Below are 26,984 nucleotides of genomic sequence, written 5' to 3'. Positions count from 1 at the left end.
CAATTCATGTAAATTTATGTATAGATCTCGCAGCTGCGGCATACTCGGCGCTCAATTATCCGGATCCCGCTATGCGCCCACTCGCTCCCCTTGCTCTTGTCCTGTTGCTCTCCGCGTGCGGCGACGGCGAATCGCTGTTGCCGCCCGATGCGCGGCTGCCCGATGGCGGTCGTTACCGTGGCGATGTGGTCAATGGCTTGCTGCAAGGCCAGGGCCGAGTGGACTACCCCAACGGCAGCTGGTACGCCGGCCAGTTCGATAAAGGCCAGTGGCACGGCCAGGGTGAGTGGCATGGCAGCAATGGCGAAGTCTATAAAGGCCAGTTCCAGCAAGGCCTGTTCGACGGCCAGGGCAGCCTGACCACGGCGGCTAACAGCTACGTCGGCGGGTTCAAACAAGGCAAACGCAACGGCGAAGGCACCCTCAAAGAAGGGCAGATGACCTATCGCGGCGAATTCAAGGACGACCAGTATTCCGGTCTCGGCCGTCTCGAACTGGCCGACGGCAGCCAGTACCAGGGCCAGTTCGCCCACGGCAAGCCCAACGGCGAAGGCCAGCGCAACGACGACAGCGGCAACCAGTTCAGCGGCCACTTCGTCGATGGCCAGTTGGAGGGCAACGGCACCTTCAACAGCGCCGACGGCGACATGTACATCGGCCACTTCAAACAGAACCAGCTCAACGGCAAGGGCCGTTATGAAAACGCCGACGGCGACGTGTGGATCGGCGAATTCAAGGAAGGCGCCCTCAGCGGCAAGGGCGAACTGATCGGCGTCGACGGCAGCCACTACGTCGGCCAATTCGTTGACTGGCGCTTCACAGGCACAGGCCGCCTGAACCTCACCGACGGCAGCTTCTATATTGGCGGCTTCGACAGCGACAGCTATCAAGGGCGCGGCACCCTGGTGCTCGCCGATGGCACCGTGCAGGCTGGCACCTGGGTCAACGGCATGCGGGTGCGCGACGCCGATGGCAAATTATTGCCTGACCCATTGGAGATCGGCCTGTTTGCCCAGGGCCGCTTACTGGATGAGGCCCTCGCCGCCGTGCCCCCGTCCAAATCGGGCGTGGAGCTGTACAGCCTGGTGGTGGCCGGCGACGGTAAACAAAGTGTGTTCCTGCGTGAAGCCGACTACGTCAGCAACATGCTCGCCACCCGCTTCGGCGCCTATGGCCAGATCCGCCTGGTGAACCATCGCGACCATATCGCCGACCGCCCGATGGCCACTCGTGAAAGCCTGCGCCGCGCGGTGCAGACCCTGGCCGAACGCAGTGGCCCGCAAGACCTGGTATTCATCTACCTCACCAGCCACGGCACCCACGAACACGAACTGGTGCTCGACCAGCCGCGCATGGAGCTGGCCGACCTGCCAGCCGATGAACTGGCCGCCGTGCTGGCACCGCTGAAAAACCGCGACAAGATCATCGTGATTTCGGCCTGCTACTCCGGCGGGTTCATCCCGGCCCTGAAAGACGAACATACCCTGATCATGACCGCCTCACGGGCCGACCGCGTGTCGTTCGGCTGCTCTGAAGAGGCCGACTTCACCTACTTCGGCGACGCCCTCTTCGCCCAGGCCTTCAACCAGACCGACGATTTGCAGCAAGCCTTCAAGCTGGCGCAGACCCACGTGGCCGAACGCGAGCAGGCGGACAACTTCGAAGCCTCCGAACCGCAGATCTGGGCCCCCAAAGGCGTGATCGCCCACTGGCAATTATTACGCAAACAGCAGGCACGAAAGGCGCTCGAAAGCGTCTCAATGAATAGCAAGGAAGCCAAGAGCAACTAAGCTGAATCTGTATAAAGGGGGAAACACCATGTACCTGACGCCTCAGCACATTTTGCTCGCCGGAGCCACCGGCCTGACCGGGGAGCACCTGCTGGACCGCCTGCTCAACGAGCCGACCGTGACCCGGGTGCTGGCGCCCAGCCGCAAGCCGCTGGCCGAGCATCCACACCTGGAAAACCCGGTGGGCGACCCGGCGGTATTCCTGCCGCAGTTGAGCGGCCAGGTGGACATCGCCTTCTGCTGCCTGGGCACCACCATCAAACAGGCCGGGTCCGAAGCAGCCTTCCGCGCCGTCGACCTGGACATGGTCGTGGCCTTTGCCAAGCGCGCCCGGGAAATGGGGGCGCGGCACCTGATCGTGATCAGCGCAATTGGTGCCGACCCGAAATCCTCGATTTTCTACAACCGGGTCAAGGGCGAGATGGAACAGGCGCTGAAGGCTCAGGATTGGCCGCAGTTGACCATCGTGCGGCCTTCGCTGCTGCTGGGTGAGCGGTTGGAGCCACGCCTGGCCGAGCAACTGGCCGGGCCATTGTCGCGGCTGATTCCGGGTAAGTACCACGGCATTGAAGTGTGTGAACTGGCGCGGGCAATGTGGCGGCTGGCGCTGGAAGAGCAGAATGGGGTGCGGGTTGTGGAGTCGGATGAGCTGCGCAAGCTCGGCAAGTAATTTTGCAGTGAGGCGACGGGCCTCATCGCGGGCAAGCCCGACTCCCACATTGACCGCGCTGTCATGGCGAACACAGTCTCATGTGGGAGCTGGCTTGCCTGCGATGAGGCCGGCATAGGCGCCGACCCTTTCAGCCCCTAGAGCCCACCCGTCGCGTTAAACCCAACCCCCAACACCGTCAGCACCGACAGCGGCAACAGCAGCGTGTCGAGCAGCGCGCTGGCCGGCAGGTCCACATGGGGATAGCTCGGCGCCTCGGCCCCAAAGCGATCCATCGCGCAACACCCCCCCTGAATGGCATACATATCCAGGCGCGTCCCGGCATACACCACCGGCGCCCCGGGTTGCGCCGCATCCAACGTACGCGCCGTCGCGCACCCCGTCAGTTGCAGCGCCAGCAAGGTCATCAGGAGTTTATTCATCACTGCTCAAATGGTGCTCGCCCCAGCGCGGCAGCATGTCCTGGGGAATGTTCAGCAGGTTGAGAATCCGCGCCACCACAAAGTCCACCAGGTCATCGATGGTCTGCGGCTGGTGATAGAAGCCCGGCGACGCCGGCAAGATGGTCACGCCCATGTTCGACAGTTTGAGCATATGCTCCAGGTGGATGCTCGAATACGGCGCCTCGCGCGGCACCAGTATCAACTGGCGACGCTCCTTCAAGGTCACGTCCGCCGCGCGCTCGATCAGGTTGTTGCAGGCCCCCGTGGCAATCGCCGACAGGGTCCCGGTGGAACACGGCACCACCACCATCGCGGCGGGGGCGCCAGAGCCCGAAGCCACCGGCGACATCCAGTCTTCCTTGCCATAGACCTTGATCTGCCCCGCCGCCGCACCGGTGTACTCGGTGAGGAAGGCCTGCATCATCTGCACCTTGGGCGGCAACGCCACATCGGTCTCGGTGGCCAGCACCAGTTGCGCGGCCTTGGAGATCAGGAAGTGCACCTCGCGGTCTTCGCGCACCAGGCAGTCCAGCAGGCGCAAGCCATAGGGCGCGCCAGACGCGCCGGTCATCGCCAGGGTGACGCGTTCCGGGCCGCTCACTTGAGGGCCTCGGCGAGTTTGCCGTGCAGGCCGCCGAAGCCGCCGTTGCTCATGATCACTACATGAGTGCCGGGCTTGGCCTGGTGTTTCACGTGTTCGATGATGCCGTCCAGAGAGTCGCAGCAAATCGACGGTACGGTGCACCGCGCGGCAATGGCGGGCAGGTCCCAACCAAGGTTGGCCGGTGCATACCAGACCACCTGGTCGGCATCGTTGACGCTTTCCGGCAAACCATCACGGTGGGCGCCCAGCTTCATGGAGTTGGAGCGTGGCTCGATAATCGCGATTACCTGGGCGTCACCCACGCGCTTGCGCAGGCCATCCAGTGTGGTGGCGATGGCCGTCGGGTGGTGGGCAAAGTCGTCGTAGATGGTAATCCCATTCACTTCGGCGACCTTTTCCATACGGCGCTTGACGCTTTTGAATGCGCTCAAGGCCGCGATGCCCATGGATGGCACCACCCCGACATGCCGCGCAGCCGCCAGGGTGACCAAGGCGTTGGCGACGTTGTGCTGGCCCGTCATGTCCCAATCGACGATGCCTTGGGCGACACCTTCGAACAGCACTTCAAATTTTGAACCGTCTTCACTCAGCAGTCTGACCTGCCATTGGCCGCCCGCGCCGGTGGTTTGTACCGGGGTCCAGCAGCCCATCTCGATGACTCGCTGCAGGGCTGGCTCGGTGGTGGGATGAATCACCAGGCCTTCGCTTGGGATTGTGCGCACCAAGTGATGGAACTGCCGCTCGATGGCCGCCAGATCAGGGAAGATGTCCGCGTGATCGAACTCCAGGTTGTTCAGGATCGCCGTACGCGGGCGGTAGTGAACGAACTTGGAGCGCTTATCGAAGAACGCGCTGTCGTATTCATCGGCTTCGATGACAAAAAACGGGGTGTCTCCGAGGCGCGCCGACACCGAGAAATTCTGCGGCACGCCACCAATCAGGAAGCCCGGGCTCATGCCCGCATGCTCCAGCACCCAGGCCAGCATGCTGCTGGTGGTGGTCTTGCCATGGGTACCGGCAACCGCAAGTACCCAACGGCCTTGCAACACATGGTCGGCCAGCCATTGCGGGCCAGACACGTACGGCAAACCTTTATTCAGTACATATTCGACTGCCGGGTTACCGCGCACCATGGCATTGCCGATCACGACGAGGTCCGGGACCGGGTCGAATTGCGCCGGGTCATAACCTTGGGTCAGCTCAATGCCCTGGGCCTGCAGTTGCGTGCTCATGGGTGGGTAAACATTGGCATCGGAGCCAGTAACATGATGGCCCAGTTCTTTGGCGAGCACCGCCATCGAGCCCATGAACGTGCCGCAAATACCGAGAATGTGAATGTGCATAGTCGACCTCGTAAAACATCGAGGCAGGTTAGCGCAGGGAAGGGAAAATCGCACTCTTTAGCTGTAGCACGCAGGCCTTGCGGGCTGACCGCCATTGCTTGTCAGAGCGTAGGGGAATATTCAATGAGTCCGGTGCCACAGGATGCATCCATGGCATCGGACCCATCGCCAGTTTGACTGAGCATCATCCGTGACTCGAAAGTTTACGCGGGGTTATGTCACACGACGTTTGTTTCGGCAGACTCCGCCGGTAACTCCAGCGTTTTCACGTGCAACAACTTCCCAATAAACTTGTTTAATGCGTCGTATTTTTTATCAATAACATCCAGACGGCCTTTGTCATCGGTGCCGTCTGTGGGAGTGGCCATATAAGGCCGGAATACCATGTCGTTTTCGTCCGCCAGTTTTTTAAGCTGTTCCTCGGCAGTTTTATACAAGTTTTCAAGCGTTTCCAGACGTTCGCTTGGTGTACGCGACGAGGAGTCGCTCATTTGAAGTGCCGGCACATCCTTTCCTTGACGAATTGCCAAAACATTGTTGGCAATGACTTCCATGCGCAACTCGGCTAAGCCAAAACGCGCGGTCGTGGTCCCCGTGTCGGAGCCCTGCCCGGCAACGACCGATGTGGTCCCGTCGGTTTGAGCGGCAGGCACCTGCGTGCCTGGGGCCGGCTGGTGAGCCGCAGGGAGCAGCGGCGTATTGTTTGTAAACTGCGCCTTGATTTTCTCGCCAGACCAAACCAGGCCTGCGTAGGTAGCAATGCTGAAGGGAGCACTGACCAGACCGGTGACACCCGCACCGATAAAGGCGTCGCGGGTTACCGTCGCCGGGCCGGGCTCAGTCTTGAACACACCGGCTTTGACCAGGCGATCAGCAACCATCAGGTTTTGAGTCACCTGTTCCATGCTTTTCGGTTCTGCGCTGACCTGAGGCTTGAACGGCCTAGTAGCCCCTTGGCTCATCAATTTTTGTTGTGTCAGCGTTTGAAAGGTATTGGTTTTCTCGGATTTGGATTGGGTTGGTTTTTTTTCTGTGCCCGGATTTTTCCCTAACCCGGATTTGTTTTGGGGGGTTTTGGTCACATGGGGGCTGCCCTGGCTGCCGGTACGTACCAGCGGAGGATTTGCACCGCCAGTGCGCGCGCCCGCTCCTGCATATGTTACTGGAGGTATATTGACCGAACCCGAAGCGGGCCTAGTTTTAAAAGTCATGACTATTATCTCACTCGTTTTTACTATTTACGCATAATCGCTATTAGCGAGTTATCGGAACATCCGACAACCACCAAGTTAGTAACTAAACAGACAATTAACGTTCCAGAAGACCGGCACCGACACGCGCAAATAAATGACAAAACATTAATACGGTGCGACACTAATTATTTAACGCACTGTCGCCCACAACACAGTTTTATCATTCACAGCCGAAACAAGTAACGCCATCATTACACCTGACGCGCTATTCCATACTTACGTAACTTTCTATAAAGCGTATTTCTGCTGACCCCAAGCACCGTCGCCACGTGCGTCATATGCCAGCGTTGCTGCGCCAATGTCGCCAGCAATGCCTGGCGCTCGGCAGCATCCAGCAATGAATTTGCCGGTTCGCTCACCGCCACCGGCACGGCTTGCACGGCACGAATCTGCGCAGGCAGGTCATCAAGCCTCACCCGCCCGTCCTCACACAGCGCGGCGAGGGTGCGCAACACCGTGCGCAACTGTCGCACGTTGCCCGGCCACGCGAACGCCAACAGGGCCTGGCGGGCCTCGCCGTCAAGCTGCACCGCCTGATCTCCCGCTTCTTCGGCCAGCAGGAAGTCCAGCAGTTGCAACTTGTCACTGCGCTCGCGCAACGGCGGCAAGGCCACCTCCAGACCATTGAGCCGGTAATACAGGTCTTCACGAAAACTACCGTCCTGCACCCGATCAAGCAGATTACGGTGGGTAGCGCTGATAATTCTGACGTCCACCGCTTGCGGTTCACCGCCGATGGGCACCACCAAGCGGTCTTCAAGCACCCTTAATAGTCGGGTTTGCAAGGCAAGCGGCATATCGCCGATTTCATCCAGAAACAACGTTCCACCATCCGCCTGCTGCAGCTTGCCGCGCATGCCTTCCTTGCGGGCGCCGGTAAAACTGCCGCCGCGATAACCGAACAGCTCGCTTTCGATGAGGCTTTCCGGGATCGCGGCGCAGTTGAGGGCCACAAAGGCTTTATCTGCGCGCAGGCTGGCATGGTGCACGGCCTTGGCAAATGCCTCTTTGCCAGACCCGGTTTCCCCCTGGATCAGCAAAGGCACATCCCGTTCAAACACCCGCAAGGCTCTGCGGAAATCGTTTTGCAGCGCCGCGTCTCCAAGGCAAATGCCCGGCAATCGCGACCGCTCCGGCAGGGCATGGGCCACCGGCACCGGTACGCTGCGTGGCTGGCCGCGCAACACCGCAAACAAGCCACGGCCGTCGCGGGTACGCAGGGGCCAACTGGCGCTGGCGTTCGCGCTGGCACGCCCGAGCAACTCATCGAGCGAACAATCGAAAAACGCCTCGACCGGCTGCCCCAACAACCCGCTTCGGATTTGCCCGAGCAGGTTCAACGCACTCTGGTTAACCGCGCAAATACGCCCCTCACCATCGAACGCCAGCAACCCTTCGCTGAACAGGCCCACGGACTCCGCCTGCAAATGAAAGCGCAGCAACCAGTGATGCTCAAAATGGCGCAGGAAGTAACAGCTCTCGATCATCTTCGCCGAAAGATTGACCAGCGCCATGGTGTGGAACTGGCTCTGGCGCGACACCGCTTCCCGGGCCGAAGACACATCCAGCACCGCCAGCAGCTCGCCATGGGGGTCGAACACCGGGCTGGCCGAGCAGGTCAGGCCGGTATGCCGGCCACGGAAGTGTTCATCGCGATGAATCGTCAGGGACTGGCGCTCCACCAGGCAGGTGCCGATGCCATTGGTGCCTTCACAGGCCTCGCTCCAGTCGGCGCCAAGCCACAGCCCGGCACGCTCGAAAATCTTGCGCTCGCTGGGGGCGGTGACGCAGTTGAGGATCACCCCACGGGCGTCGGTCAGCAGTACCGCGTGCCCAGCGCCGGAGAGCTGTTGGTGCAGGCTGTTCATTTCGCTGCCGGCAATGCTCAACACTTGTTGCAGGCGCTCGCGGCTTTCCAGCAGGCGGCCATGTTCAAGCACGGTGGGCGCGATGGTCAGCGCGGGGTCGAGGTGATAGTCCTCCAGGCAACGCAGCCAGGAGCGGGCGATGGACGGATCGCTGCCGGGGCCGTGCAACGGGTCCTGGCCACGGGTGACCGTCAGGACTTGCTGGGCATGGCGACTGAAATGATCGTTTTGCATGTTCTTATTATTCTCCCTGCGTGAACTACCGCGCGCGAGTGCCCAGCATCCTCCAGCCTCCCGACCATTGCAATCCCGGGCAGACCCACCGGTCACAGGCTGTACCGCTTGTGGCACAAACTGTCACCCAGGCTGTACCAAGCTTGCCACAGCTACGGTTTGCAACAACCTCTAAACCCTTGATTTACGGGCGCTACGAGGCACTGGCCCGACCTTTGCTCTACGCTTTAACAAGCACAACCGTGCGTCCTCCAATAAACACAAAAAAGCCAGGAGATACCCACCATGCGTTACGCACACCCCGGTACTGAAGGCGCTATCGTTTCGTTCAAGGCCAAGTACGGCAACTACATCGGCGGTGAATTTGTCGCGCCGGTCGATGGCAACTATTTCACCAACACCTCGCCGGTCAACGGCAAGCCCATCGCCGAATTCCCGCGCTCCACGGCCAAAGATATCGACAAGGCCCTGGACGCCGCCCACGCCGCCGCTGACGCCTGGGGCAAGACCTCGGCCCAGGACCGCTCGCTGGTGCTGCTGAAAATCGCCGACCGCATCGAACAGAACCTCGAACTGCTGGCCATCACCGAAACCTGGGACAACGGCAAGGCCGTGCGCGAAACCCTGAACGCCGACATCCCGCTGGCCGCTGACCACTTCCGCTACTTCGCCGGTTGCATCCGCGCCCAGGAAGGCAGCAGCGCCGAAATCAACGAACACACTGCCGCCTATCACTTCCACGAGCCGCTGGGGGTGGTCGGCCAGATCATCCCGTGGAACTTCCCGCTGCTGATGGCCGCCTGGAAACTCGCGCCGGCCCTGGCCGCCGGTAACTGCGTGGTGCTCAAGCCTGCCGAGCAAACCCCGCTGGGCATCAACGTGCTGATGGAACTGATCGGCGACCTGCTGCCGCCGGGCGTACTGAACGTGGTGCACGGCTACGGCAAAGAAGCCGGCGAAGCCCTGGCCACCAGCAAGCGCATCGCCAAGATCGCCTTCACCGGCTCCACGCCAGTGGGCTCGCACATCATGCATGCGGCCGCCGAGAACATCATTCCGTCCACCGTCGAGCTGGGCGGCAAGTCGCCGAACATCTTCTTCGCCGACATCATGAAAGCCGAACCGCAATTCATCGAGAAAGCCGCCGAAGGTTTGGTGCTGGCGTTCTTCAACCAGGGCGAAGTGTGCACCTGCCCTTCCCGCGCACTGGTGGAAGAGTCGATCTACGACGATTTCATGAAAGTGGTGATGAAGAAGGTCGAGTCGATCAAACGTGGCGACCCGCTGGACACCGACACCATGGTCGGCGCCCAGGCGTCCGAGCAGCAGTTCGACAAGATTTTGTCCTACCTCGAAATCGCCAAGGGCGAAGGCGCCGAGTTGCTGACCGGCGGCAAAGTCGAGAAGTTGACTGGCGATCTGGCCACCGGCTATTACATCCAGCCCACCCTGCTCAAAGGCACCAACAAGATGCGGGTGTTCCAGGAAGAAATCTTTGGCCCGGTGGTGAGCATCACCACGTTCAAGGATGAAGCCGAAGCCCTGGCGATCGCCAACGACACCGAGTTCGGCCTGGGTGCCGGCCTGTGGACCCGCGACATCAACCGCGCGTACCGCATGGGCCGGGCGATCAAGGCCGGGCGTGTGTGGACCAACTGCTATCACCTGTACCCGGCGCATGCCGCGTTCGGCGGTTACAAGAAATCCGGTGTGGGCCGTGAGACTCACAAGATGATGCTTGATCACTATCAGCAGACCAAAAACCTGCTGGTGAGCTACGACATCAACCCGCTGGGCTTCTTCTAACTCACAACCCGCTCCCACATTTGAAATGCGATAAAAATGTGGGAGCGGGCTTGCTCGCGAATGCGGTGTATCAGTTACTGAGTTTTCAACTGACCCACCGCATTCGCGAGCAAGCCCGCTCCCACACTTGATCTTCACAAGACCTTGCTACTCATTCGGCTTACTTAAGTAAGCCGGGATAAAACAATAAGAAAGGGATTCCATCATGCCCAGCGAACCGAATGGCGCTCCGGCGTCCGGGTCTTCCGTCGACTTCGAAAAAGTCGGCACCGAATACTTCCAACAACGGGAACTGAAAAAAGGCGCTGCCGGCTGGGTGCTTCTGGTCGGTCTCGGGGTTGCCTACGTGATCTCCGGCGACTACGCCGGCTGGAACTTCGGCCTGGCCCAAGGTGGCTGGGGCGGCATGTTCCTCGCCACACTGCTGATGGCCACCATGTACCTGTGCATGTGTTTCTCCCTGGCCGAACTGTCTTCCATGATTCCTACCGCCGGCGGCGGCTACGGCTTTGCCCGCAGCGCGTTCGGCCCCTGGGGTGGGTTCCTCACCGGCACCGCGATCCTGATCGAATACGCCATCGCCCCCGCCGCCATCGCGGTGTTTATCGGCGCCTATTGCGAATCGCTGTTCGGCATTGGCGGCTGGATGATCTACCTGGCGTTCTACATCATCTTTATTGGCATCCACATCTTCGGGGTGGGTGAAGCGCTGAAGCTGATGTTTGTGATTACCGCCGTCGCCGCGATTGCCCTGGGTGTATTCCTGGTGTCGATGGTGCCGCACTTCAGTGTCGCCAACCTGCTGGATATTCCAGTGACCGAGGCCAAGGGCGCCAGTAGCTTCCTGCCGTTCGGCTATGTGGGCGTGTGGGCGGCGATTCCCTATGCCATCTGGTTTTTCCTGGCGGTCGAAGGCGTGCCCCTGGCCGCCGAAGAAACCAAAAACCCCAAACGCGACCTGCCCCGCGGCCTGATCGGCGCCATAGTGGTGCTGACCAGCTTCGCCCTGCTGATTCTGGTGATCGCCCCGGGCGGTGCCGGTGCCTATGCGCTGATGGCGTCGGGCAATCCGCTGGTGGAAGCGTTGTCCAAAGCCTATGGCGGTTCCACCTGGATGGGCCACTTCGTCAATCTGGTGGGCCTGGCCGGGCTGATCGCGAGTTTCTTCTCGATCATCTACGCCTACTCCCGGCAGATCTTCGCCCTGTCCCGCGCCGGCTACCTCCCGCGCAAGCTGTCGCAGACCAATAAAAGCAAGGCGCCGGTCCTGGCCCTGGTGATCCCCGGCATCATCGGGTTTGGCCTGTCGCTGACCGGCCAGGGTGATTTGCTGATCCTGGTGGCCGTGTTCGGCGCGACCATTTCCTACGTGCTGATGATGGCCGCGCACATCACCTTGCGCATCCGCCGCCCCAAAATGGATCGCCCTTACCGCACACCGGGCGGCATCTTCACCTCGGGCGTCGCCCTGGTACTGGCCTGCATCGCTGTTGTGGCGGGCTTTCTGGTGGATCCGCGCGTGGTCATTGGCGCCGCGGTCATCTATGGAGTATTAATTGCTTACTTTGCTTTCTACAGTCGGCATCACTTGGTAGCAGGCACGCCGGAAGAAGAGTTTGCGGCGATCCAGGCCGCAGAGGCCGCCTTGCACTAAACGCCGTAAACCTCGGTGCGGGGGCTTTACTCACATTCTGCCCGCACCGACAAGGAGACTCTGTATGGCAAGCTTTTCCCACGCGGTAGGCGCATTGACCTACCGCTTCGACAGCCTCAAGGACGTGATGGCCAAGGCCAGCCCGGCGCGCTCCGGGGACTTCCTCGCCGGTGTGGCCGCGCAGAACGACGGTGAGCGGGTGGCCGCGCAAATGGCCCTGGCCAATATTCCGTTGAAGCACTTTCTTGAAGAAGTGTTGATCCCGTACGAAAGCGACGAGGTCACCCGGCTGATTATCGACACTCATGATAAACAGGCGTTTTCCGTGGTCAGCCACCTGACCGTCGGGGGTTTACGGGATTGGCTGCTCAGCGACGCGGCCGACGAACAAAGCCTGCGCGCCCTGGCACCCGGGCTGACACCGGAAATGGCCGCCGCCGTGTCGAAGATCATGCGTGTGCAGGACCTGGTACTGGTGGCGCAGAAGATCCGCGTCGTCACACAGTTTCGCGGCACGATGGGGCTGCGCGGGCGCCTGTCCACCCGCCTGCAACCCAACCACCCTACCGATGAACCGGCGGGCATCGCCGCCAGCATTCTCGACGGACTGCTCTACGGCAACGGCGACGCGATGATCGGCATCAACCCGGCCACCGACAGCATCGCCTCGATCTGCGCCATGCTGGAAATGCTCGACGCGATCATCCAGCGCTACGAGATTCCGACCCAGGCCTGCGTGCTGACCCACGTCACCACCTCCATCGAAGCCATCAACCGTGGCGTACCGCTGGACCTGGTGTTCCAGTCAATCGCCGGCACCGAAGCGGCCAACGCCAGTTTCGGCATCAGCCTGAGCCTGTTGCAGGAAGGCTACGACGCCGGCCTGAGCCTGAATCGCGGTACCCTCGGGCAAAACCTGATGTACTTCGAAACCGGCCAAGGCAGCGCCTTGTCGGCCAACGCGCACTTTGGTGTCGACCAGCAAACCTGCGAAACCCGCGCCTATGCAGTGGCCCGGCACTTCAAACCGTTTTTGGTGAACACCGTGGTCGGTTTTATCGGCCCCGAGTACCTGTACAACGGCAAGCAGATCATCCGCGCCGGCCTCGAAGACCACTTCTGCGGCAAGCTGCTGGGCGTGCCGATGGGGTGCGACATCTGCTACACCAACCACGCCGAAGCCGACCAGGACGACATGGACACCCTGCTCACCCTGCTGGGCGTGGCCGGGATCAATTTCATCATGGGCATCCCGGGCTCCGACGACATCATGCTCAACTACCAAACCACCTCGTTCCACGACGCGCTCTACGCCCGGCAAACATTGGGTTTAAAGCCGGCGCCGGAGTTTGAACAGTGGCTGGCAAAAATGGGCATCTTCACGCAAGCCGACGGCAAGGTGCACTTCGGCAACAGCCTGCCACCGGCATTCCGCCACGCCTTGGCGCAATTGGGATGAAGAAGGAACCGCCTGTGCACATCGACACCCCGGAAAACAACGTGGACAACCCGTGGCTTGAGTTGCGGCGCCTGACCCCGGCGCGGATTGCCCTGGGCCGTACCGGCACCAGCATGCCTACTGGCGCGCAACTGGATTTCCAGTTCGCCCACGCCCAGGCGCGGGACGCCGTACACCTGCCGTTTGATCATGTAGGACTCAGCAGCCAACTGGCCGAACGTGGCCGCGACAGCCTGCTGTTGCACAGCGCCGCCGTCGACCGTCACAGCTACCTGCAACGCCCGGACCTTGGGCGGCGCCTCAGTGATGAATCGGCCCAGGTCCTGCGGGACTACGCCGCAGCCAACCCGGGCGGCGTGGACCTGGCGGTGGTGGTGGCCGATGGCTTGTCGGCGCTGGCGGTGCATAAACATACGTTGCCGTTTCTTACACGCATGGAGGAACAAACCCACGCGGAAGGTTGGTCGCTGTCGCCGGTGATTCTGGTGGAACAGGGCCGCGTGGCCGTGGCGGATGAAGTCGGCCAGCTGCTGGGGGCGAAGATGGTGGTGATCCTGATCGGCGAGCGGCCGGGGCTCAGTTCGCCGGACAGCCTGGGCCTGTATTTCACCTACAACCCCAAGGTCGGCCTCACCGATGCGTACCGTAACTGCATCTCCAATGTGCGCCAGGAAGGCTTGAGCTACGGCATGGCCGCTCACCGCTTGCTTTACTTGATGCGCGAGGCCTGTCGTCGGCAGTTGTCGGGGGTCAACCTCAAGGATGAAGCCCAGGTACAAACCCTCGAGTCGGATGATCCCGACCTGATGAAAGGCAACTTCCTGCTCAGCCCGCCGAAGGACTGATCCCAGCACGATTGCGCTTTTTCTCCGCTTTAGGCAGCATCGAAACACGGCCGCGTGTGTGGTCATCCCCCATTTGGAAGTTGAGGCCTGGCATGCGGATAACTCAAGCGACCCTGGAACACCTGGACCTGTTAACCCCGCTTTTCGTCAAATACCGCGAGTTCTACGGCGCGCTGCCCTTCCCTGATTCGAGCCGCGCCTTCCTGGAAAAACGCCTGCGCCGCAAGGAATCCGTGATCTATCTGGCGCTGGCCGACGATGACGACAAGAAGCTGCTCGGTTTCTGCCAGCTGTATCCGAGCTACTCCTCTCTATCGTTGAAACGCGTATGGATCCTCAACGACATCTACGTGGCCGAAGACGCGCGCCGACAGTTGGTGGCCGACAACCTGATGCGCACTGCGAAGAAGATGGCCAAGGAAACCCATGCCGTGCGCTTGCGTGTCTCCACCAGCAGCGACAACCAGGTGGCGCAGAAAACCTACGAGTCCATTGGTTTTCGGGAAGACACCGAGTTCAAAAACTACGTGCTGCCCATCAGCGATGACTGACATCTATTAACCAAACCTCATGCATCGGTTGTGGGAGCCCCCTCCCACACTGACTCTGTGTCTACAATAAGATCGATGTCGCGACATCCCCCGCTACAAAACCAACACGCTTTTCACGACTCTATCCGTATAATGCGGACCTTTCAGGGTCGTAAGAAACAAGACACAACCTTGTAGCCCTTATTACCCGAAGCCTCCGCACAGGCCCGCTGAGCCAGGCCATTCACACAGGTGCCATCCATGGATTTCAACCCGCTCGACCTTATCCTGCATCTCGACGTGTACCTCGACATGCTGGTGAGAAACTACGGAGTGTGGATCTACGCCATTCTGTTCCTGGTTATCTTTTGCGAAACAGGCCTGGTGGTCATGCCCTTCCTGCCGGGCGATTCCTTACTGTTCATCGCCGGTGCTGTTGCAGCGGGCGGCGGCATGGACCCGATATTGCTGGGCGGCCTGCTGATGCTCGCGGCCATCCTGGGTGACAGTACCAACTACGTGATCGGACGAACGGCCGGGGAACGCTTGTTCAGCAACCCCAACTCGAAGATCTTCCGCCGCGACTACCTGCAAAAAACCCACGACTTCTACGACAAGCACGGCGGCAAAACCGTGACCCTGGCGCGCTTCCTGCCGATCCTGCGCACGTTTGCACCGTTCGTCGCCGGTATCGCAAAAATGCCTTACCCGCGCTTCTTCGGTTTCAGCGTGTTCGGCACCGTCCTCTGGGTCGGCGGCCTGGTAACCCTGGGCTACTTCTTCGGCAACGTGCCGTTCATCAAGAAAAACCTGTCGCTGCTGGTGGTCTTCATCATCCTGCTGTCGCTGGTACCGATGATCATCGGCGTGTTCCGCAGCCGCTTTGGCCGCAATTCCACCGAAGCCAAGCCGCAGTAACCTGCGATGTGGTCCCTCAGCGCCTGGCGTCGCCGGCGCCTGCTGGCCAAGCACCCGATTGCCGATGAAACGTGGCAGCGGGTGCGCCATCACCTGACCTTCCTCGACGGCATCACTGCCGAGCAGGACCAGTGGCTGCGGGAAGCCTGCGTGGTGTTCCTCGCCGAAAAACACCTCACCGCCCTGCCCGGCGTCGAACTGCACCAGGAACAACGCCTGCTGCTCGCCGCCCAGGCACAACTGCCGCTGATGAACCTTGGCGACCTCGACTGGTACCAGGGTTTCCACGAGATCGTGCTGTACCCCGACGACTTCCTCAGCCCCCAGCGCCATCGGGACGCCAGCGGCGTGGAACACGAGTGGGACGGCGAGCACAGCGGCGAAGCCTGGCAGCAAGGCCCGGTGATCCTCGCCTGGCCCGGCGTGCTGGCCAGCGGCAACTGGGAAGGCTACAACCTGGTGATCCACGAACTGGCCCACAAGCTGGACATGCTCAACGGCGACGCCAACGGCCTGCCGCCGTTGCACCACGACATGCGCGTGCAGGAATGGGCCAGCGTCATGCAAAGCGCCTTCGATGACCTCAACCGCCAGCTCGACCGCAATCCAGACGCCGAGACTGCCATCGACCCCTACGCCGCGGAAAACCCGGCCGAGTTCTTTGCCGTCACCAGCGAATATTTCTTCAGTGCCCCGGATTTACTGGTCAGCACTTATCCACAGGTGTACGAACAACTGAGCCACTTCTACCGCCAGGATCCCCTGGCGCGCCTGCACCAACTGCAGGCCGCCGACGTGCGGTATCAGACTGAACGCCAAGCGCCGTACGACGTCTGACGCATGGCATCGGCGTCAGAATATGCCTATAATCGCCGCCACTTTTAGGCCAATCCGGCCATGTTCCATGGCCAACTACGGGGGCAACGCCCAATGAGCTACAGCAAGATTCCGGCTGGCAAAGACCTGCCGAACGACATCTACGTCGCCATCGAGATTCCGGCCAACCACGCGCCGATCAAATACGAAATCGACAAAGACAGCGACTGCCTGTTCGTTGACCGTTTCATGGCCACCCCGATGTTCTATCCGGCCAACTACGGTTTCATCCCCAACACCCTGGCAGACGACGGTGACCCCCTCGACGTGCTGGTCGTGACCCCTTACCCGGTGACTCCAGGCTCGGTGATCCGCGCACGCCCGGTCGGCATCCTGAACATGACTGACGACGGCGGCGGCGATGCCAAAGTTATCGCAGTACCACACGACAAGCTGTCCCAGCTGTATGTCGACGTGAAGGAATACACCGATCTGCCGCCACTGCTGCTGGAACAGATCAAACACTTCTTCGAGAACTACAAAGACCTCGAAAAAGGCAAATGGGTGAAGATCGACGGTTGGGGCAACGCAGACGCCGCCCGCGCCGAGATCATGAAGTCGGTCGCTGCCTACAAAGGCTGATACCGCTACTCGCTCTAAAAAAGCCCCGATTAATCGGGGCTTTTTTTGTGGGAAAAATATAAACATACGAGCACTTTAATAAACATATTCACAACAATTGTTTAACTAGCTTAGTTAATCCGTAGAACATTCCCTCATTAAGGAAACACCTACATACGGCGACTCAACGCATGGTTTATTTGATCTATTTTTACGACCAGTAAACTCTGCGTTTATGAATACATCAGGTGATCGCTTAAGAGCGCTATTACGGGAAGTTCATCTTTCCGCTTCCGACTTCGCCAAGAACCGCGATGTTACGCCTCAACACGTAAACAACTGGTTCAAACGCGGCGTCCCCATGGGCCGACTCAACGAGATCGCAGAACTGCTGTGCGTCACCAGCCGTTGGCTGCGTACCGGCGAAGGCCCCAAACATCCACCCGTGAACTACCAACTGGACGGCCCCGATGCAGACCACTCCCACCGTATCGCCAGGGAAAGCACTGGCAACTACATCACCCACCCGGTCTCCGGCCCGGTAAAAATCGACGTGGAGATTCCCCTCCACCCCACCTTCACCTCAACCGAAAGCATCCGCCTCTCCCTGCACGCCCTTGAAAGCATCGGCGTAAGCCCGGAGCGGGCACTCGGTGCCTACATGGTTGGCAACAGCATGATCGACATCATCCAGGACGGAAGTACCCTCGCCATCGATTGTGGCCGCAAACAGATCATCGACGGCGAAATCTACGCGGTAGAGCACGATGGAATGCTAAGGATCAAATACCTCTACAACCGCCCCGGAGGCGGCCTGCGGATGCGCAGCCACAACAGCGCCGAGCATCCGGACGAGTTTTTGACCTACGAACAGCGGCACGAGCAGAACTTTGAGATTCTGGGCTGGGTGTTCTGGTGGGCGACACTGAATAACCGCCGCCCGCCGGTGCCGCTGGATGAGCATTTATTGGGCTACGAAGGCTCTAAATCGGATCTGGAGCTGGGAAATTGAAGTGAATGTGGGTATTATCCGCCGCACATTTGGTAGGGGGTTGGCGTAAAGCCGGTCCGCCCTGCCTGGCGATGCGGAGGAGTTCCCGCTGATGCCCCTTATCACTCAGGCGCGAGTCTGGGTGAACGATTTGAAGGCTGGTGAGGTTTACCAAAAATAAGCTGAACCCGTCCCCGAGAAGCCGGCCACAAGCCGGCTTTTTAATGCCTGGAAGAAAGTCGGGGCGCTAAGTCACCTCACCTCGGCTGCAAACAATCCAACGCCCGATCCACGACCACTTTCGACATCTCCACCAAATGCATCACCGCCCGCTGCGCGCTGTTCAGCGGCTCGGTCGACGCCTGGGCGGTCGCCACGGCGCAATGCAGCAACTCGGCAGCATGGGCCAGAGCATCTTCGAAACTCAGTTCGTCATCTACGGTAAACGGGTTGGGTGAAGGCGGTACTTCAGGTGCTTTGAGGTAGTGATCGATAGCGCGCCGAGTGGCGTCATTGTCGCTGAGTAAGGCTTTACGGAACGTGGGTGGATCGGGGGTAACTTTGACCATGGTAGAACTCCAATCAAACATTTGGAGCCACCACACCTCGCGACTAAACGAAGGCGGCAGCTGTACGCAGGTTAGTCGACCGGTCGATTGGAAACCCGGCGCGCCCGAAGGCGCCCTGCGCACAGCCACCATAAAAGTGCAGGCGAAAAACGGCCTGACTCATGAACTGATCGTGCGCCAATCGAATCCGGGCGACTAAACCCGATCACTGAATAAGCAGTGACGGAACGCAGACTAGTCGCGGGATTTTGCTGGCGCAAGCGCTTGGAATTCTCTAGGAAACGTCCTGCAAATGAAAGGGATCAGTCTTCCTGGCCATTCCCAATCACGGCATCTTCTTGACTCTCCCCCTAAGGTCACACCTCACCCTGAAACCCCAACTTTCAGGACCCCACCGCCATGAGCCAACGCATCCTGGTCATCCTCGGCCACCCTTCCCGCACCAGCTTCTGCTCTGCCCTCACCGACACCTACATCACCAGCGCCAAAGCCGCAGGCCACGAAGTACGCGTCCTGCGCCTGGGCGACCTGGCTTTCGATCCCATCCTCCACAACGGCTACAACCAAACCCAGCCCCTGGAACCCGACCTGCTCAACGCTCAAGCCGACATCCTGTGGGCCAATCACCTGACGTTTGTTTTCCCCATCTGGTGGGGTGGCATTCCGGCATTGATGAAGGGTTTTATCGATCGGATTTTCCTGTCTGGTTTCGCCTTCAAATACCGCAAAGGCAAGGCCTTCCCCGACAAACTCCTGAAGGGCCGAACCGCGCATTTGCTGGTGACCCTGGACACACCGCCGTGGTATTACAGGTGGTTCTACCGCATGCCCGCGCTGCATCAGATGCGCAAGACGACGCTGGCGTTTTGTGGCATCCAGCCGATCAAGACATTGCAGTTCGGGCCGGTGTTGGGCTCTACGCCAGCACAGCGGGAACAGTGGCTGAAACGGGTCGGCGCACTCTTTGGGAAAAGGACTTTTCATGTACATCGGCAAAGCCGCGCAGTTGTCGGGCACCACGATCAAGGCGATTCGTCACTATGAGGCCATCGGCCTGTTGCCGCCGCCGCAGCGGGAAGGTCGTTATCGCATTTATTCCCCGCAGAGCGTCGAGCTGCTGAGTTTTATCAAGTGCGCCCAGCAGTTGGGTTTCAAGCTCAAGGAGTTGCAGGTGATTCTGCGCGGGTACCAGGGTGATGAGCTGCCCTGGCAGCGGGCTAATCGGGCCATTGCAGAGAAGAAGCAACAGTTGGTCTGTCAGATCGAGGTCTTGCAGCGCGTGCATGCAGGCCTGGTTGCGTTTGAAGAGAGTCGCGAGGGTGTATCAGATTTTTGTCTGCCGGCTGATGACGGCCCGCCATAAGGCAAGCCGCCGGGTATTACATGAGCGTGATGTCTCAACCCACGACCGTAAACTCAGCTTCGATCACCTCTCCCATCGCTCGCCATGCGTGAAACCGCTGACGCTGTTCTTTACGTTGAGCCACGTCGCGTTTTACGCCCTCTACCGTTGCTGTCAGCTCGACAAAGTCTGCAAAGAAAGTTTCGGTGAATTTCGGGCTGTTGATCAGCGCCAGTAATTCACTGCGCTGGGTCTCGAAGTTCTTCACCATCTGGTCGAGTGCTTCGCGAAAGGCCCGTTCGCGCTTGGCTTGTTCCCAGGTATCCCAGGCTTCCATCGCGAGGCCAACCACCGCCAGTGCACCGTTGAGGCCTTTGGCAAGGTTGACGGCGCCCCACGGTTTGAATTTGAGCATTTTGCCCAAGTCCAGGCCGACGATTTTGGCGGCACTGACAAGACCGTCCCGGGTGGCGAGGATGGTGCCATTATTGATCAGGTTACTTTTGAGTACGTAGTCCAAACCTTGCTTGCCAAAGACTTTGACCGCGCTGTTGAAGTGATTGACCTCGGCGTCAAAGCCTACTTTCATCTTGCTGACTTCAAGCGTCACGGCCCGTAGTTGACGCTCAAATTCGTTTTGCAGGCGAGTGGTCACCATGACGCCTTCACTGCCGACTTCACGCTCGAAAAAGTCAGTGAACGTTTCCTGACTGAGACCCTTGGCCTGCAGGATCAGGTCGGCGAAATACTCACCCACGAACTGACGCAGGTTACCGCGCACGTCACCAATCTGCGCCTCGGTAGAGGTCAATTGTTTTTCCAGGCGCAGGCTCATGGTGATCAGCTTATCCACCTCCTCACCGATCTTTTCATCGTTCTGGACCGCGACGGGCAGTTGCTTGTCGAGTACGTCCCGAATGACGCTGTTCTTGGCCTCTTCTACGATTGCGATCGCACCGCCGTTGTCCTTGATCTTGCGCAACGTCGCGTCTTGCAGTGTGCCAATGTGGGAAAGAACCTTGAACTCATCCAGGTTGTCCAGCCAGTACTCGGTGCCTCGGTCAAAGGGGTTGGCGGCCACCGCAATGATTGCCAGGGCATCGGCCTCGCTTGGGGTGAGGCTGATCAAGTCGCGTAGCCGCTCGGTGACATTGCGTTGCTTGATCTTGAGGTTGCTCTGGTACTCCGCTTCATCCTCCACATCCACCACTTCATCAAACCGACTGAGTACAAAAACCGTACGCGGCAACAGGTTCAAGGTTCGGAACAACCACGTCAGGTCTTCCTTGTGGCTTTCCTTGATCGGGTTGGTGGAGTTCATCACGTACAGCACCAGGTGCGCTTCGCTGACGTACTTTTTGGTGATGTCTTTGTACTTTTCGATAGAGTCGGTTTCAGCGTTGAACTGCTCTTTAAAACCGAATAAACCTGGGGTATCGATCAACACAAATTCTGAACTGACGTCATAGACTTTGACTTCGTTGGACGACTCCTGATGGCTGATATTCATGCTGGACTTATCCAGCTTCTCCATCCAGGCCGCGGCAATGGACGTCTTGCCTTCGGAAAAACCACCCACCAGGGCGATTTTCAGTTTATCGCCGGCAACGCCCTCGATAGCAGTTTGCAACTTGGCCTTGAGGTTCTGATCAATCTGTACCCCAACGCTTTCGCCCTGCTGGAGAAAAGCCTGGAGTTTCTCGAGAATTGCCAGCGCCCGAGTCTGCTGCGCCTTGAATGCACCTAGTGTCTTTTCCATTATTTGGCACCTGCTAATTCGATTTTGGTGGACAGTTTGTTCAGCTCAGCGATGGACTTGACCAGCGTATTGTTGATTTCACTGACTTGGCGCACCGGCTCGGCCAGGGCGTCCTTGAGGCCTTCGACTTTCTTTTCCAGTTCAGGAAAGGCATCGGCCAGGCTATCGCGCATGGACTGGCGCAGTTGCGCAGTGATCTTGTCGAGGTTCTCGTCAACCGACTTACGATGCTGAGCCATTTTGTAATCGCTGCTGAAAAAGCCGATGACTGCCTTGCCCGCGCCGAACAGCACCCCGGCGATACCCAATGCCAGGATCACCCAGCCTGCCGGATTCCAGAACAACAGCGCTCCGCTGCCCAGCGTGATCAGCAAGTTCTTGACTTTGAGGCCATTGTCGATGTCGATCTTCAAGTCAAACTTGGTGTCCATCCGGCCGACTCGCACCTTTGCGTAAGCTTCCAGCAACTCACTGGCATACTGTTGGAAGCGCTCGATGACGTCGGCGATATCCGCCTGGAAGCGTTGCAGCTCAGCCTCCATTTTCTTCGGCAACTGCGCTTCAAGAGTGGCTTGGCCTTCCTGTATCAGGGTTTCGAACGCTGCCTTGAAGCTGTCATTGCTGATGTCACGTTCAATACGTTCGTAAATATGACGCCGAACCGTATTTTTAAACGTGTTGATCGCTTGCTCACCCTGAGTTTCCAGGCGGGTTTTCAAGCCTTTGAGGCTGATGTCCAACTGGTCGCAAGACCCCTTCACATCCTCTTTCAAACGATCCCGCAGGGGCATGAATGATTGGAGGCGCAGCGTGTCGAACTCGTCCTTGGCATTCATGACCACCTGATTGGCCTTATTGAAGTTTGAGCGCCGGATCTTGTGTTTGTAATCGCTTACCAAGTCACCCGTCAGGACCTGATGGAACTGCTGGATATTGGTTTTATGCAGCACCTCATCCATCGTGAAGTTAGCGAGAAACTTGGCCTTGTTCTTGGCATGAGGAGAACCGGGCGGCAGGCAATCGGCAACGGCCAGGAAGGCAGGCTGTGCGCTCAGGGGAATAACCTTTTGGTAGTTATCACCCAGTTGCTCGCTCATTTTTCTGTTCAGGTCGTCCAGGCTGGCCAATTCGTCTGCACTTACCAAATCGCCTCTTAGCATCATCGGGTTAGTCACACGCTTATTGAACAACGTCCAGACTTCAGTTTGTGCCCCCAAATGCTCTTTGATTTTTTCCAGGGTTCCCTTGTTGGCACCCTCGCCCTTCTGTGGCGCTGCGGCTTTGCCTGTTACATAAAAAACCGCGTGGGCCTTGCGTACCGCCGACCAAATACTGTCGATGACCTTAGCTTCCTTGCCTTCAATACCTGGCACATCAAGCAAGACGAATTGTTGCCCCCCGGAGCGAAACTCGTAACCCTGGGTATCGAGGGTGAAATCAGAACTGCCATTGCCGATGATCCCACCGTCGGCGAAGGCATCCAGCTGGTTCAGTTGCTGCTCAAGGCGCGTGCGCTCAAGCTCGGCCTCACCTTTTTGTTGCTGGGCTTCGCGTTGCTGTTTCTTGAGGTGCTCAACCGCGGCGATACCTTCAGCTTCTGCAGCATCAAGGGCCAATGCGCTGCGCGCCTGTTGATGCTCTTCCGGCAGCTTGCGAAACATGCTCAGCAGTTTCTGCCAAAGTGAAGCGCTTGCTTTCTTGTCTGCCACCTGCTGCTGCAGGCGAGAGACTTCATCCACAAGTACGCCACGGCGATCATCGTGAAAGCGCACCAGTTCAGCGAGTTTGGACTCCAGATCAGCCAGCAACAGTTCACTGTCCTGGCTCGACTTCAGTAAGGCTGCGAAGTTTTCTTCAGTCAAACCGGCCTTCACCTGCAGGGCTTTATATTGCTCCTGGGTTTCAACTTTGCTGCGCTCTTTAAGCATTATCCGCAGCGTTTCAATGATCGTGGACTTTCCGGCATTGGTTTCACCATAGAAAGCGATGGTGAACTTGTCCCACTCGGCGCTCCCTTCCAGCGCAGCAATGTGTTGATTGATTTCTGCCTGAAATTGCCCCAGCACTTCACGAGTTTGGCTCTGCGCCTTGGACACTTGTTCATCTGTCGACGATGCTCCGAGTTTTTTTAAAATCTCATCGACTTCACGAGCCACGCTCGAATAAATGTGCTTCGGGGATTCCAAATCAATACTCATCAGAGCTCTCATCGTTTTATTGAAAGAATGTCGAATCTCGCGGCAGTAACCCGCTAATGATCAATGACGTGATCACAGGATTACCGCCTTGCCGTCTGGCGAACAGGGCAACGGAGGAATAAGTCCAAAGGGTAGGGAGACACGAGAAACTCCTTCTTCCGTCATCACGCTGTTTTCAGAATCCATCCAAGCGTCGAGGTGCGAAAACCCGGTCCAGCGCCTTGTAAAAACACTGAGCAGCGCAGGCGCACGCGAATTTCGCCGAGGGATGCTACTTGAAGAGGTGGCGATTAGCCATCCGACTAAGGCATGCCCCTCACTCAAGGGCCACTTACTCCGTCGGGGTAGAGACCATCGTCAACTCTGCCACCCGCGCCCTTTCCGCCCGCAACGCCCGCTTCAACTCACGATTCTCCATCTCCCGGATCTTCGCCCAGCGTGTCGCGGTGCGACAGCCCATCACAAACTTCCAGATCTCCCGCAGCCGCAGATACTGCATCAACAGCACCAGCAGAATCACACCGATCAACACCAACGCACCTGTCGAAATCAACTCCGACATACCCATGTCCTTTTTCCTTTTTTTAGCTCCGAGCAATCTCGAAGACAGCCACACGATATGTAGCCTTTAATTACAGGTCCATACTGTGGACAGATACAGGTAAAGTAATGGCACACATGGGAGGGGTCATGAAACGCAAGCAATCCATTGAGCAAGTACGTTGGGACCTGGCACTTCGCTATCGCTTGATCGAGACAGTCGCCTGGTGGGAAGGGCGCCTGACCACGGGGCACTTGATCCAGAGCTTCGGCATCAGCCGGCAGCAGGCGTCGAAGGACATCAACACGTACATCAACGAGCATGCGCCCCGAAACTTGACATATGACAAGCAGCTCAAGGGCTATGTCCCGAGCAAACTGTTCAAGCCAAGGTTCATCGACGACAGCGCCAGCGCCTATTTGCACCTGCTCTACCAGAACAATGAACGAGCGCCGCACATTGAAGGGCTGGCGCTGGCCTATGCCCATACCAAGGTGCTGGAGGTGCCCGACCGCACCATTCGCCCGCAAATTTTGCGTCCGCTGCTCAAGGCTTGCCGCGAAGGGCTACGCCTGGAAACCGAGTACGTTTCCCTGGCCAACCCGGAGCCGGAGATTCGCCTGATTGCACCTCATACCTTGGTGTACACCGGCATGCGCTGGCATGTACGGGCCTACTGCGAGAAGAACCGCAAGTACCGCGACTTTGTGCTCAGCCGCCTGAGGGGTGAACCGGAGTTGCTGGATAAGTCAGAAAACCTGATCGGCGAGGATACGGTGTGGGAAACCGCAGTGGACCTGGTGATTGCACCGGATCAGCGATTGTCACCGACCCAGCGGGCGATCATCGAGACGGACTTCGGCATGGTCGACGGGCAGTTGGTAATCCCGAGTCGCCAGGCGCTGGTGAAATATGTCCTGCAGCGTTATCAGATCGATCCGAAGAACCTGGACCCTAAACCCGAAGCCCAACAGATCGTGGTGAAGAACCTGCAAGAGCTGAAACCGTGGCTCTACGATTGATCGCCACGGGTTCCTTCCCAGCGCAATGCTGGGGGGGGGGGAATCGCTGCAGTCAATGAGCTGAATCGCCGTTTTACGTAGTGCCGGGCAGTAGCTCGTCACGGAAAAAATCTTCCTCCTCGTAAGCCCAATCTGATTTTCCGGACCACTCGTCCAGGCCCCATTTTGCTGTTGCAGACTCCGACGCCTCCCCTTTGCAGAGACGTCATGGATGACTGCTTCTTCGTCCCACATTGCCCATATCGAACACGAACTGGATGCCTTTCATCAGAGCCTGGCGGTGTATCGCCAGCAGGTGGGCGCCTGGTATTCGCAAGCGCTGGATAAGGTCAGCCATGCAGCGGATTTGCCGTCGTTGCTGGGAATGGACCGGATCATTCGGGTGGGAGATTCGAGCAAGTCGGTGAGCGTGACCGATGACCACTTCTCGACAGTGGTGCGCTGTGAGGCCAGTGGCGTACTGGAGATCGAGAGCAAGTTCGAGTCGGTGTATGACGTGCCGCTGGGAGGCATCCCGGTTGAGGTGATTGGGCTGGACGACGGCAGTTCAACCGTCGTCATGCTCGATGAACAGGGGAAAGGCTTTCACCATTGTGTGGCCGGCCAGCGTTACCGGATACGGGTGCAAGGCGGTGTTTCGGACGAGCAGGTCGAGGCGCTGTTTTCGTCTTACGACGGTTTGACCGCGGACCTGGAAAGCTGGCTTCGCAAGCAATGGGGTGGTTTCCGGCCGCACTGGGAAAGGTCCACTTCAAGCGCGATTGGCAATGGCGTGCTGGCGGGAAGTTGGGCGGCGATCACCGGGGTGTGGGACGCCATCAAGCAGGTGCAGGAGATTTTCAAGGACCCCGGCAAGCTGTTTGAAAGCCTGGGGGCGACAGCCAGCGAATTGATGGAGCTGGCTCGCACTGCGCCAAAGGTCATGGAACAGGCAATGCTGCTGGCCAGCGATGAGGCGGCGCTGTACCTGATGTTGCGCACAGCGATGATCTGGCTGTCGGCGTTGCCCCCCAGTGAAGTTGCCGGGAGTACCGCCGAGGCGCTGGCCGGTTTTGTGGTGTCGTTGCTGATCGACTTGTTGGTGGCAGCTTTGCTGACGGTTGTTTTGCCGGCGGCGGGCATCGCGTATCTGAGTTCGCGTGCACTCAGGTATGGCGCTCGGATTGTTGAGGCAGCCATTGAGTTTGTGAAGGGTATTTTCGGCGTTCTCCAGAGCTTTATGGCGGCAGTGAATCGCTATAAGGCCGTAGCGGTTCGGGGCGCTGTGGAGGGGTTGAAAAAAGGTGGGGTGCAGATGCGCTGGGGGCCGCGTCAGAACACGGCGGTTCGACAGGGAGCGTATGTGGATGATGCCCCGGCTTCGGCGAAAAACCCCAATGGGGATGCGTCGGCTTGTGCAGTAGATACCTGTAAAAACGGCTGCCCGGTGTCGATGGTTACAGGTGAGGAACTGCTGACCCTCACCGATGGCTCGTTGGAGGGTGTGCTGCCATTTGCCTGGACGCGGTTGTATCGCAGCAGTGCCGTGGAAGTGGATTGCGGGTTGGGGTTTGGCTGGAGTCATTCATTGGCCCAGCGCTTGGTGGTGAGCGGTGAATCGGTGGTTTGGACCGACCACGAGAACCGCAGCACTACCTTTCCCCTGCCCTCTGCTGCACGGCCGGCCATCACCAATAGCCTGGCAGAAGCGGCGATTTATCTGGGCTCG

24 protein-coding genes are annotated in these 26,984 nt (G+C 58.9%); 15 read left to right on the top strand and 9 right to left on the bottom strand.

Annotated features, from left to right (window positions below; genetic code table 11):
• The first annotated feature begins 71 nt into the window (after nt 1-71).
• Together LIY45_RS21050 and LIY45_RS21045 are read left to right on the top strand one after the other, a co-directional pair.
• The gene (locus LIY45_RS21050; RefSeq protein WP_226477476.1) at nt 72-1,790 is read left to right on the top strand and encodes a C13 family peptidase; all 1,719 of its coding nucleotides are present in this window, start codon (nt 72-74) and stop codon (nt 1,788-1,790) included.
• A 28-nt stretch (nt 1,791-1,818) separates the two neighbouring features.
• Nucleotides 1,819-2,460: an oxidoreductase gene (locus tag LIY45_RS21045; protein WP_017476264.1), complete on the top strand. Its 642-nt coding sequence runs from the start codon at nt 1,819-1,821 to the stop codon at nt 2,458-2,460.
• 137 nt (nt 2,461-2,597) lie between these two features.
• Here the strand turns inward: LIY45_RS21045 and LIY45_RS21040 are convergent, their stop codons facing one another.
• The 5 genes from LIY45_RS21040 to LIY45_RS21020 form a co-directional block, all read right to left on the bottom strand.
• Nucleotides 2,598-2,882 carry a YceK/YidQ family lipoprotein gene (locus LIY45_RS21040; RefSeq protein WP_063026896.1) on the bottom strand — a complete coding sequence of 95 codons (285 nt, stop codon included), beginning with the start codon at nt 2,880-2,882 and terminating at the stop codon, nt 2,598-2,600.
• A complete protein-coding gene (gene ubiX, locus LIY45_RS21035; protein ID WP_003219402.1) occupies nt 2,875-3,504 on the bottom strand; it encodes a flavin prenyltransferase UbiX in 630 nt (209 codons plus the stop codon). The genes LIY45_RS21040 and ubiX overlap by 8 nt, the downstream gene beginning before the upstream one ends.
• Complete coding sequence (gene mpl, locus LIY45_RS21030; protein WP_226477475.1) at nt 3,501-4,850, bottom strand: UDP-N-acetylmuramate:L-alanyl-gamma-D-glutamyl-meso-diaminopimelate ligase; 1,350 nt, start codon at nt 4,848-4,850, stop codon at nt 3,501-3,503. Before mpl ends, ubiX begins: the two co-directional genes overlap by 4 nt.
• A gap of 218 nt (nt 4,851-5,068) precedes the next feature.
• Nucleotides 5,069-6,061, bottom strand: a complete 993-nt coding sequence (locus LIY45_RS21025) for a hypothetical protein (RefSeq protein ID WP_226477474.1) — start codon at nt 6,059-6,061, stop codon at nt 5,069-5,071.
• Between the two features lie 233 nt (nt 6,062-6,294).
• Entirely contained in the window at nt 6,295-8,205 is a 1,911-nt protein-coding gene (locus LIY45_RS21020) for a sigma-54-dependent Fis family transcriptional regulator (protein WP_226477473.1), read from the bottom strand.
• A 285-nt stretch (nt 8,206-8,490) separates the two neighbouring features.
• On the opposite strand from LIY45_RS21020, the gene LIY45_RS21015 reads away from it, so the two are divergent.
• The 9 genes from LIY45_RS21015 to LIY45_RS20975 all read left to right on the top strand — a co-directional run bounded on the left by LIY45_RS21015 (nt 8,491) and on the right by LIY45_RS20975 (nt 17,866).
• Nucleotides 8,491-10,011 carry an aldehyde dehydrogenase family protein gene (locus tag LIY45_RS21015; protein WP_003219398.1) on the top strand — a complete coding sequence of 507 codons (1,521 nt, stop codon included), beginning with the start codon at nt 8,491-8,493 and terminating at the stop codon, nt 10,009-10,011.
• Nucleotides 10,012-10,216: 205 nt separating this feature from the next.
• Nucleotides 10,217-11,665 carry an ethanolamine permease gene (gene eat / locus LIY45_RS21010; protein WP_017476269.1) on the top strand — a complete coding sequence of 483 codons (1,449 nt, stop codon included), beginning with the start codon at nt 10,217-10,219 and terminating at the stop codon, nt 11,663-11,665.
• Nucleotides 11,666-11,729: 64 nt separating this feature from the next.
• Nucleotides 11,730-13,124: an ethanolamine ammonia-lyase subunit EutB gene (locus tag LIY45_RS21005; protein ID WP_226477472.1), complete on the top strand. Its 1,395-nt coding sequence runs from the start codon at nt 11,730-11,732 to the stop codon at nt 13,122-13,124.
• Nucleotides 13,121-13,969: an ethanolamine ammonia-lyase subunit EutC gene (gene eutC / locus LIY45_RS21000; protein ID WP_226477471.1), complete on the top strand. Its 849-nt coding sequence runs from the start codon at nt 13,121-13,123 to the stop codon at nt 13,967-13,969. The genes LIY45_RS21005 and eutC overlap by 4 nt, the downstream gene beginning before the upstream one ends.
• A gap of 92 nt (nt 13,970-14,061) precedes the next feature.
• Nucleotides 14,062-14,520 (top strand): GNAT family N-acetyltransferase, encoded by a 459-nt coding sequence (locus LIY45_RS20995; RefSeq protein WP_017476271.1) that lies wholly within the window; start codon nt 14,062-14,064, stop codon nt 14,518-14,520.
• 240 nt (nt 14,521-14,760) lie between these two features.
• Nucleotides 14,761-15,417, top strand: a complete 657-nt coding sequence (locus tag LIY45_RS20990; protein WP_008436520.1) for a DedA family protein — start codon at nt 14,761-14,763, stop codon at nt 15,415-15,417.
• Between the two features lie 6 nt (nt 15,418-15,423).
• On the top strand, nt 15,424-16,254 hold the full coding sequence (locus tag LIY45_RS20985; RefSeq protein ID WP_226477470.1) for a zinc-dependent peptidase: 831 nt from the start codon (nt 15,424-15,426) through the stop codon (nt 16,252-16,254).
• 93 nt (nt 16,255-16,347) lie between these two features.
• A complete protein-coding gene (ppa, locus tag LIY45_RS20980; RefSeq protein WP_003176323.1) occupies nt 16,348-16,875 on the top strand; it encodes an inorganic diphosphatase in 528 nt (175 codons plus the stop codon).
• 214 nt (nt 16,876-17,089) lie between these two features.
• A complete protein-coding gene (locus tag LIY45_RS20975) occupies nt 17,090-17,866 on the top strand; it encodes an XRE family transcriptional regulator (RefSeq protein WP_226477469.1) in 777 nt (258 codons plus the stop codon).
• A gap of 236 nt (nt 17,867-18,102) precedes the next feature.
• On the opposite strand, the gene LIY45_RS20970 is transcribed toward LIY45_RS20975, so the two are convergent.
• Entirely contained in the window at nt 18,103-18,414 is a 312-nt protein-coding gene (locus LIY45_RS20970; RefSeq protein WP_226477468.1) for a DUF3077 domain-containing protein, read from the bottom strand.
• A gap of 399 nt (nt 18,415-18,813) precedes the next feature.
• Between LIY45_RS20970 and LIY45_RS20965 the strand changes: the two genes are divergently transcribed.
• Both LIY45_RS20965 and LIY45_RS20960 read left to right on the top strand, forming a co-directional pair.
• A complete protein-coding gene (locus tag LIY45_RS20965; RefSeq protein WP_226477467.1) occupies nt 18,814-19,458 on the top strand; it encodes an NAD(P)H-dependent oxidoreductase in 645 nt (214 codons plus the stop codon).
• The gene (locus LIY45_RS20960) at nt 19,397-19,777 is read left to right on the top strand and encodes a MerR family transcriptional regulator (RefSeq protein WP_226477466.1); all 381 of its coding nucleotides are present in this window, start codon (nt 19,397-19,399) and stop codon (nt 19,775-19,777) included. The genes LIY45_RS20965 and LIY45_RS20960 overlap by 62 nt, the downstream gene beginning before the upstream one ends.
• Nucleotides 19,778-19,811: 34 nt before the next feature.
• On the opposite strand, the gene LIY45_RS20955 is transcribed toward LIY45_RS20960, so the two are convergent.
• The 3 genes from LIY45_RS20955 to LIY45_RS20945 all read right to left on the bottom strand — a co-directional run bounded on the left by LIY45_RS20955 (nt 19,812) and on the right by LIY45_RS20945 (nt 24,281).
• Complete coding sequence (locus LIY45_RS20955) at nt 19,812-21,515, bottom strand: LeoA/HP0731 family dynamin-like GTPase (RefSeq protein ID WP_226477465.1); 1,704 nt, start codon at nt 21,513-21,515, stop codon at nt 19,812-19,814.
• Complete coding sequence (locus tag LIY45_RS20950) at nt 21,515-23,713, bottom strand: hypothetical protein (protein WP_226477464.1); 2,199 nt, start codon at nt 23,711-23,713, stop codon at nt 21,515-21,517. Before LIY45_RS20950 ends, LIY45_RS20955 begins: the two co-directional genes overlap by 1 nt.
• A gap of 331 nt (nt 23,714-24,044) precedes the next feature.
• The gene (locus tag LIY45_RS20945; protein WP_010174719.1) at nt 24,045-24,281 is read right to left on the bottom strand and encodes a hypothetical protein; all 237 of its coding nucleotides are present in this window, start codon (nt 24,279-24,281) and stop codon (nt 24,045-24,047) included.
• 122 nt (nt 24,282-24,403) lie between these two features.
• Here LIY45_RS20945 and LIY45_RS20940 point away from each other — a divergent pair, with 122 nt between their 5' ends.
• Together LIY45_RS20940 and LIY45_RS20935 are read left to right on the top strand one after the other, a co-directional pair.
• Nucleotides 24,404-25,276 (top strand): WYL domain-containing protein, encoded by an 873-nt coding sequence (locus LIY45_RS20940; RefSeq protein ID WP_102369981.1) that lies wholly within the window; start codon nt 24,404-24,406, stop codon nt 25,274-25,276.
• Between the two features lie 211 nt (nt 25,277-25,487).
• Nucleotides 25,488-26,984: DUF6531 domain-containing protein (locus LIY45_RS20935; RefSeq protein ID WP_226477463.1), on the top strand; the 1,497-nt coding region annotated here is incomplete at its 3' end.

Source organism: Pseudomonas sp. MWU16-30323, from assembly GCF_020515595.1.
Taxonomy (GTDB): Bacteria; Pseudomonadota; Gammaproteobacteria; order Pseudomonadales; family Pseudomonadaceae; genus Aquipseudomonas; species Aquipseudomonas yamanorum.
The sequence above is the reverse complement of the archived record's forward strand: the minus strand, read 5'-3'. Positions and strand labels throughout refer to the sequence as shown.

Coding starts and splice junctions, on each gene's coding strand:
- LIY45_RS21050 (WP_226477476.1), top strand. CDS start 72: ATGCGCCCACTCGCTCCCCTTGCTCTTGTCCTGTTGCTCTCCGCGTGC.
- LIY45_RS21045 (WP_017476264.1), top strand. CDS start 1,819: ATGTACCTGACGCCTCAGCACATTTTGCTCGCCGGAGCCACCGGCCTG.
- LIY45_RS21040 (WP_063026896.1), bottom strand. CDS start 2,882: ATGAATAAACTCCTGATGACCTTGCTGGCGCTGCAACTGACGGGGTGC.
- mpl (WP_226477475.1), bottom strand. CDS start 4,850: ATGCACATTCACATTCTCGGTATTTGCGGCACGTTCATGGGCTCGATG.
- LIY45_RS21025 (WP_226477474.1), bottom strand. CDS start 6,061: ATGACTTTTAAAACTAGGCCCGCTTCGGGTTCGGTCAATATACCTCCA.
- LIY45_RS21020 (WP_226477473.1), bottom strand. CDS start 8,205: ATGCAAAACGATCATTTCAGTCGCCATGCCCAGCAAGTCCTGACGGTC.
- LIY45_RS21015 (WP_003219398.1), top strand. CDS start 8,491: ATGCGTTACGCACACCCCGGTACTGAAGGCGCTATCGTTTCGTTCAAG.
- eat (WP_017476269.1), top strand. CDS start 10,217: ATGCCCAGCGAACCGAATGGCGCTCCGGCGTCCGGGTCTTCCGTCGAC.
- LIY45_RS21005 (WP_226477472.1), top strand. CDS start 11,730: ATGGCAAGCTTTTCCCACGCGGTAGGCGCATTGACCTACCGCTTCGAC.
- eutC (WP_226477471.1), top strand. CDS start 13,121: ATGAAGAAGGAACCGCCTGTGCACATCGACACCCCGGAAAACAACGTG.
- LIY45_RS20995 (WP_017476271.1), top strand. CDS start 14,062: ATGCGGATAACTCAAGCGACCCTGGAACACCTGGACCTGTTAACCCCG.
- LIY45_RS20990 (WP_008436520.1), top strand. CDS start 14,761: ATGGATTTCAACCCGCTCGACCTTATCCTGCATCTCGACGTGTACCTC.
- LIY45_RS20985 (WP_226477470.1), top strand. CDS start 15,424: ATGTGGTCCCTCAGCGCCTGGCGTCGCCGGCGCCTGCTGGCCAAGCAC.
- ppa (WP_003176323.1), top strand. CDS start 16,348: ATGAGCTACAGCAAGATTCCGGCTGGCAAAGACCTGCCGAACGACATC.
- LIY45_RS20975 (WP_226477469.1), top strand. CDS start 17,090: ATGAATACATCAGGTGATCGCTTAAGAGCGCTATTACGGGAAGTTCAT.
- LIY45_RS20970 (WP_226477468.1), bottom strand. CDS start 18,414: ATGGTCAAAGTTACCCCCGATCCACCCACGTTCCGTAAAGCCTTACTC.
- LIY45_RS20965 (WP_226477467.1), top strand. CDS start 18,814: ATGAGCCAACGCATCCTGGTCATCCTCGGCCACCCTTCCCGCACCAGC.
- LIY45_RS20960 (WP_226477466.1), top strand. CDS start 19,397: ATGTACATCGGCAAAGCCGCGCAGTTGTCGGGCACCACGATCAAGGCG.
- LIY45_RS20955 (WP_226477465.1), bottom strand. CDS start 21,515: ATGGAAAAGACACTAGGTGCATTCAAGGCGCAGCAGACTCGGGCGCTG.
- LIY45_RS20950 (WP_226477464.1), bottom strand. CDS start 23,713: ATGAGTATTGATTTGGAATCCCCGAAGCACATTTATTCGAGCGTGGCT.
- LIY45_RS20945 (WP_010174719.1), bottom strand. CDS start 24,281: ATGGGTATGTCGGAGTTGATTTCGACAGGTGCGTTGGTGTTGATCGGT.
- LIY45_RS20940 (WP_102369981.1), top strand. CDS start 24,404: ATGAAACGCAAGCAATCCATTGAGCAAGTACGTTGGGACCTGGCACTT.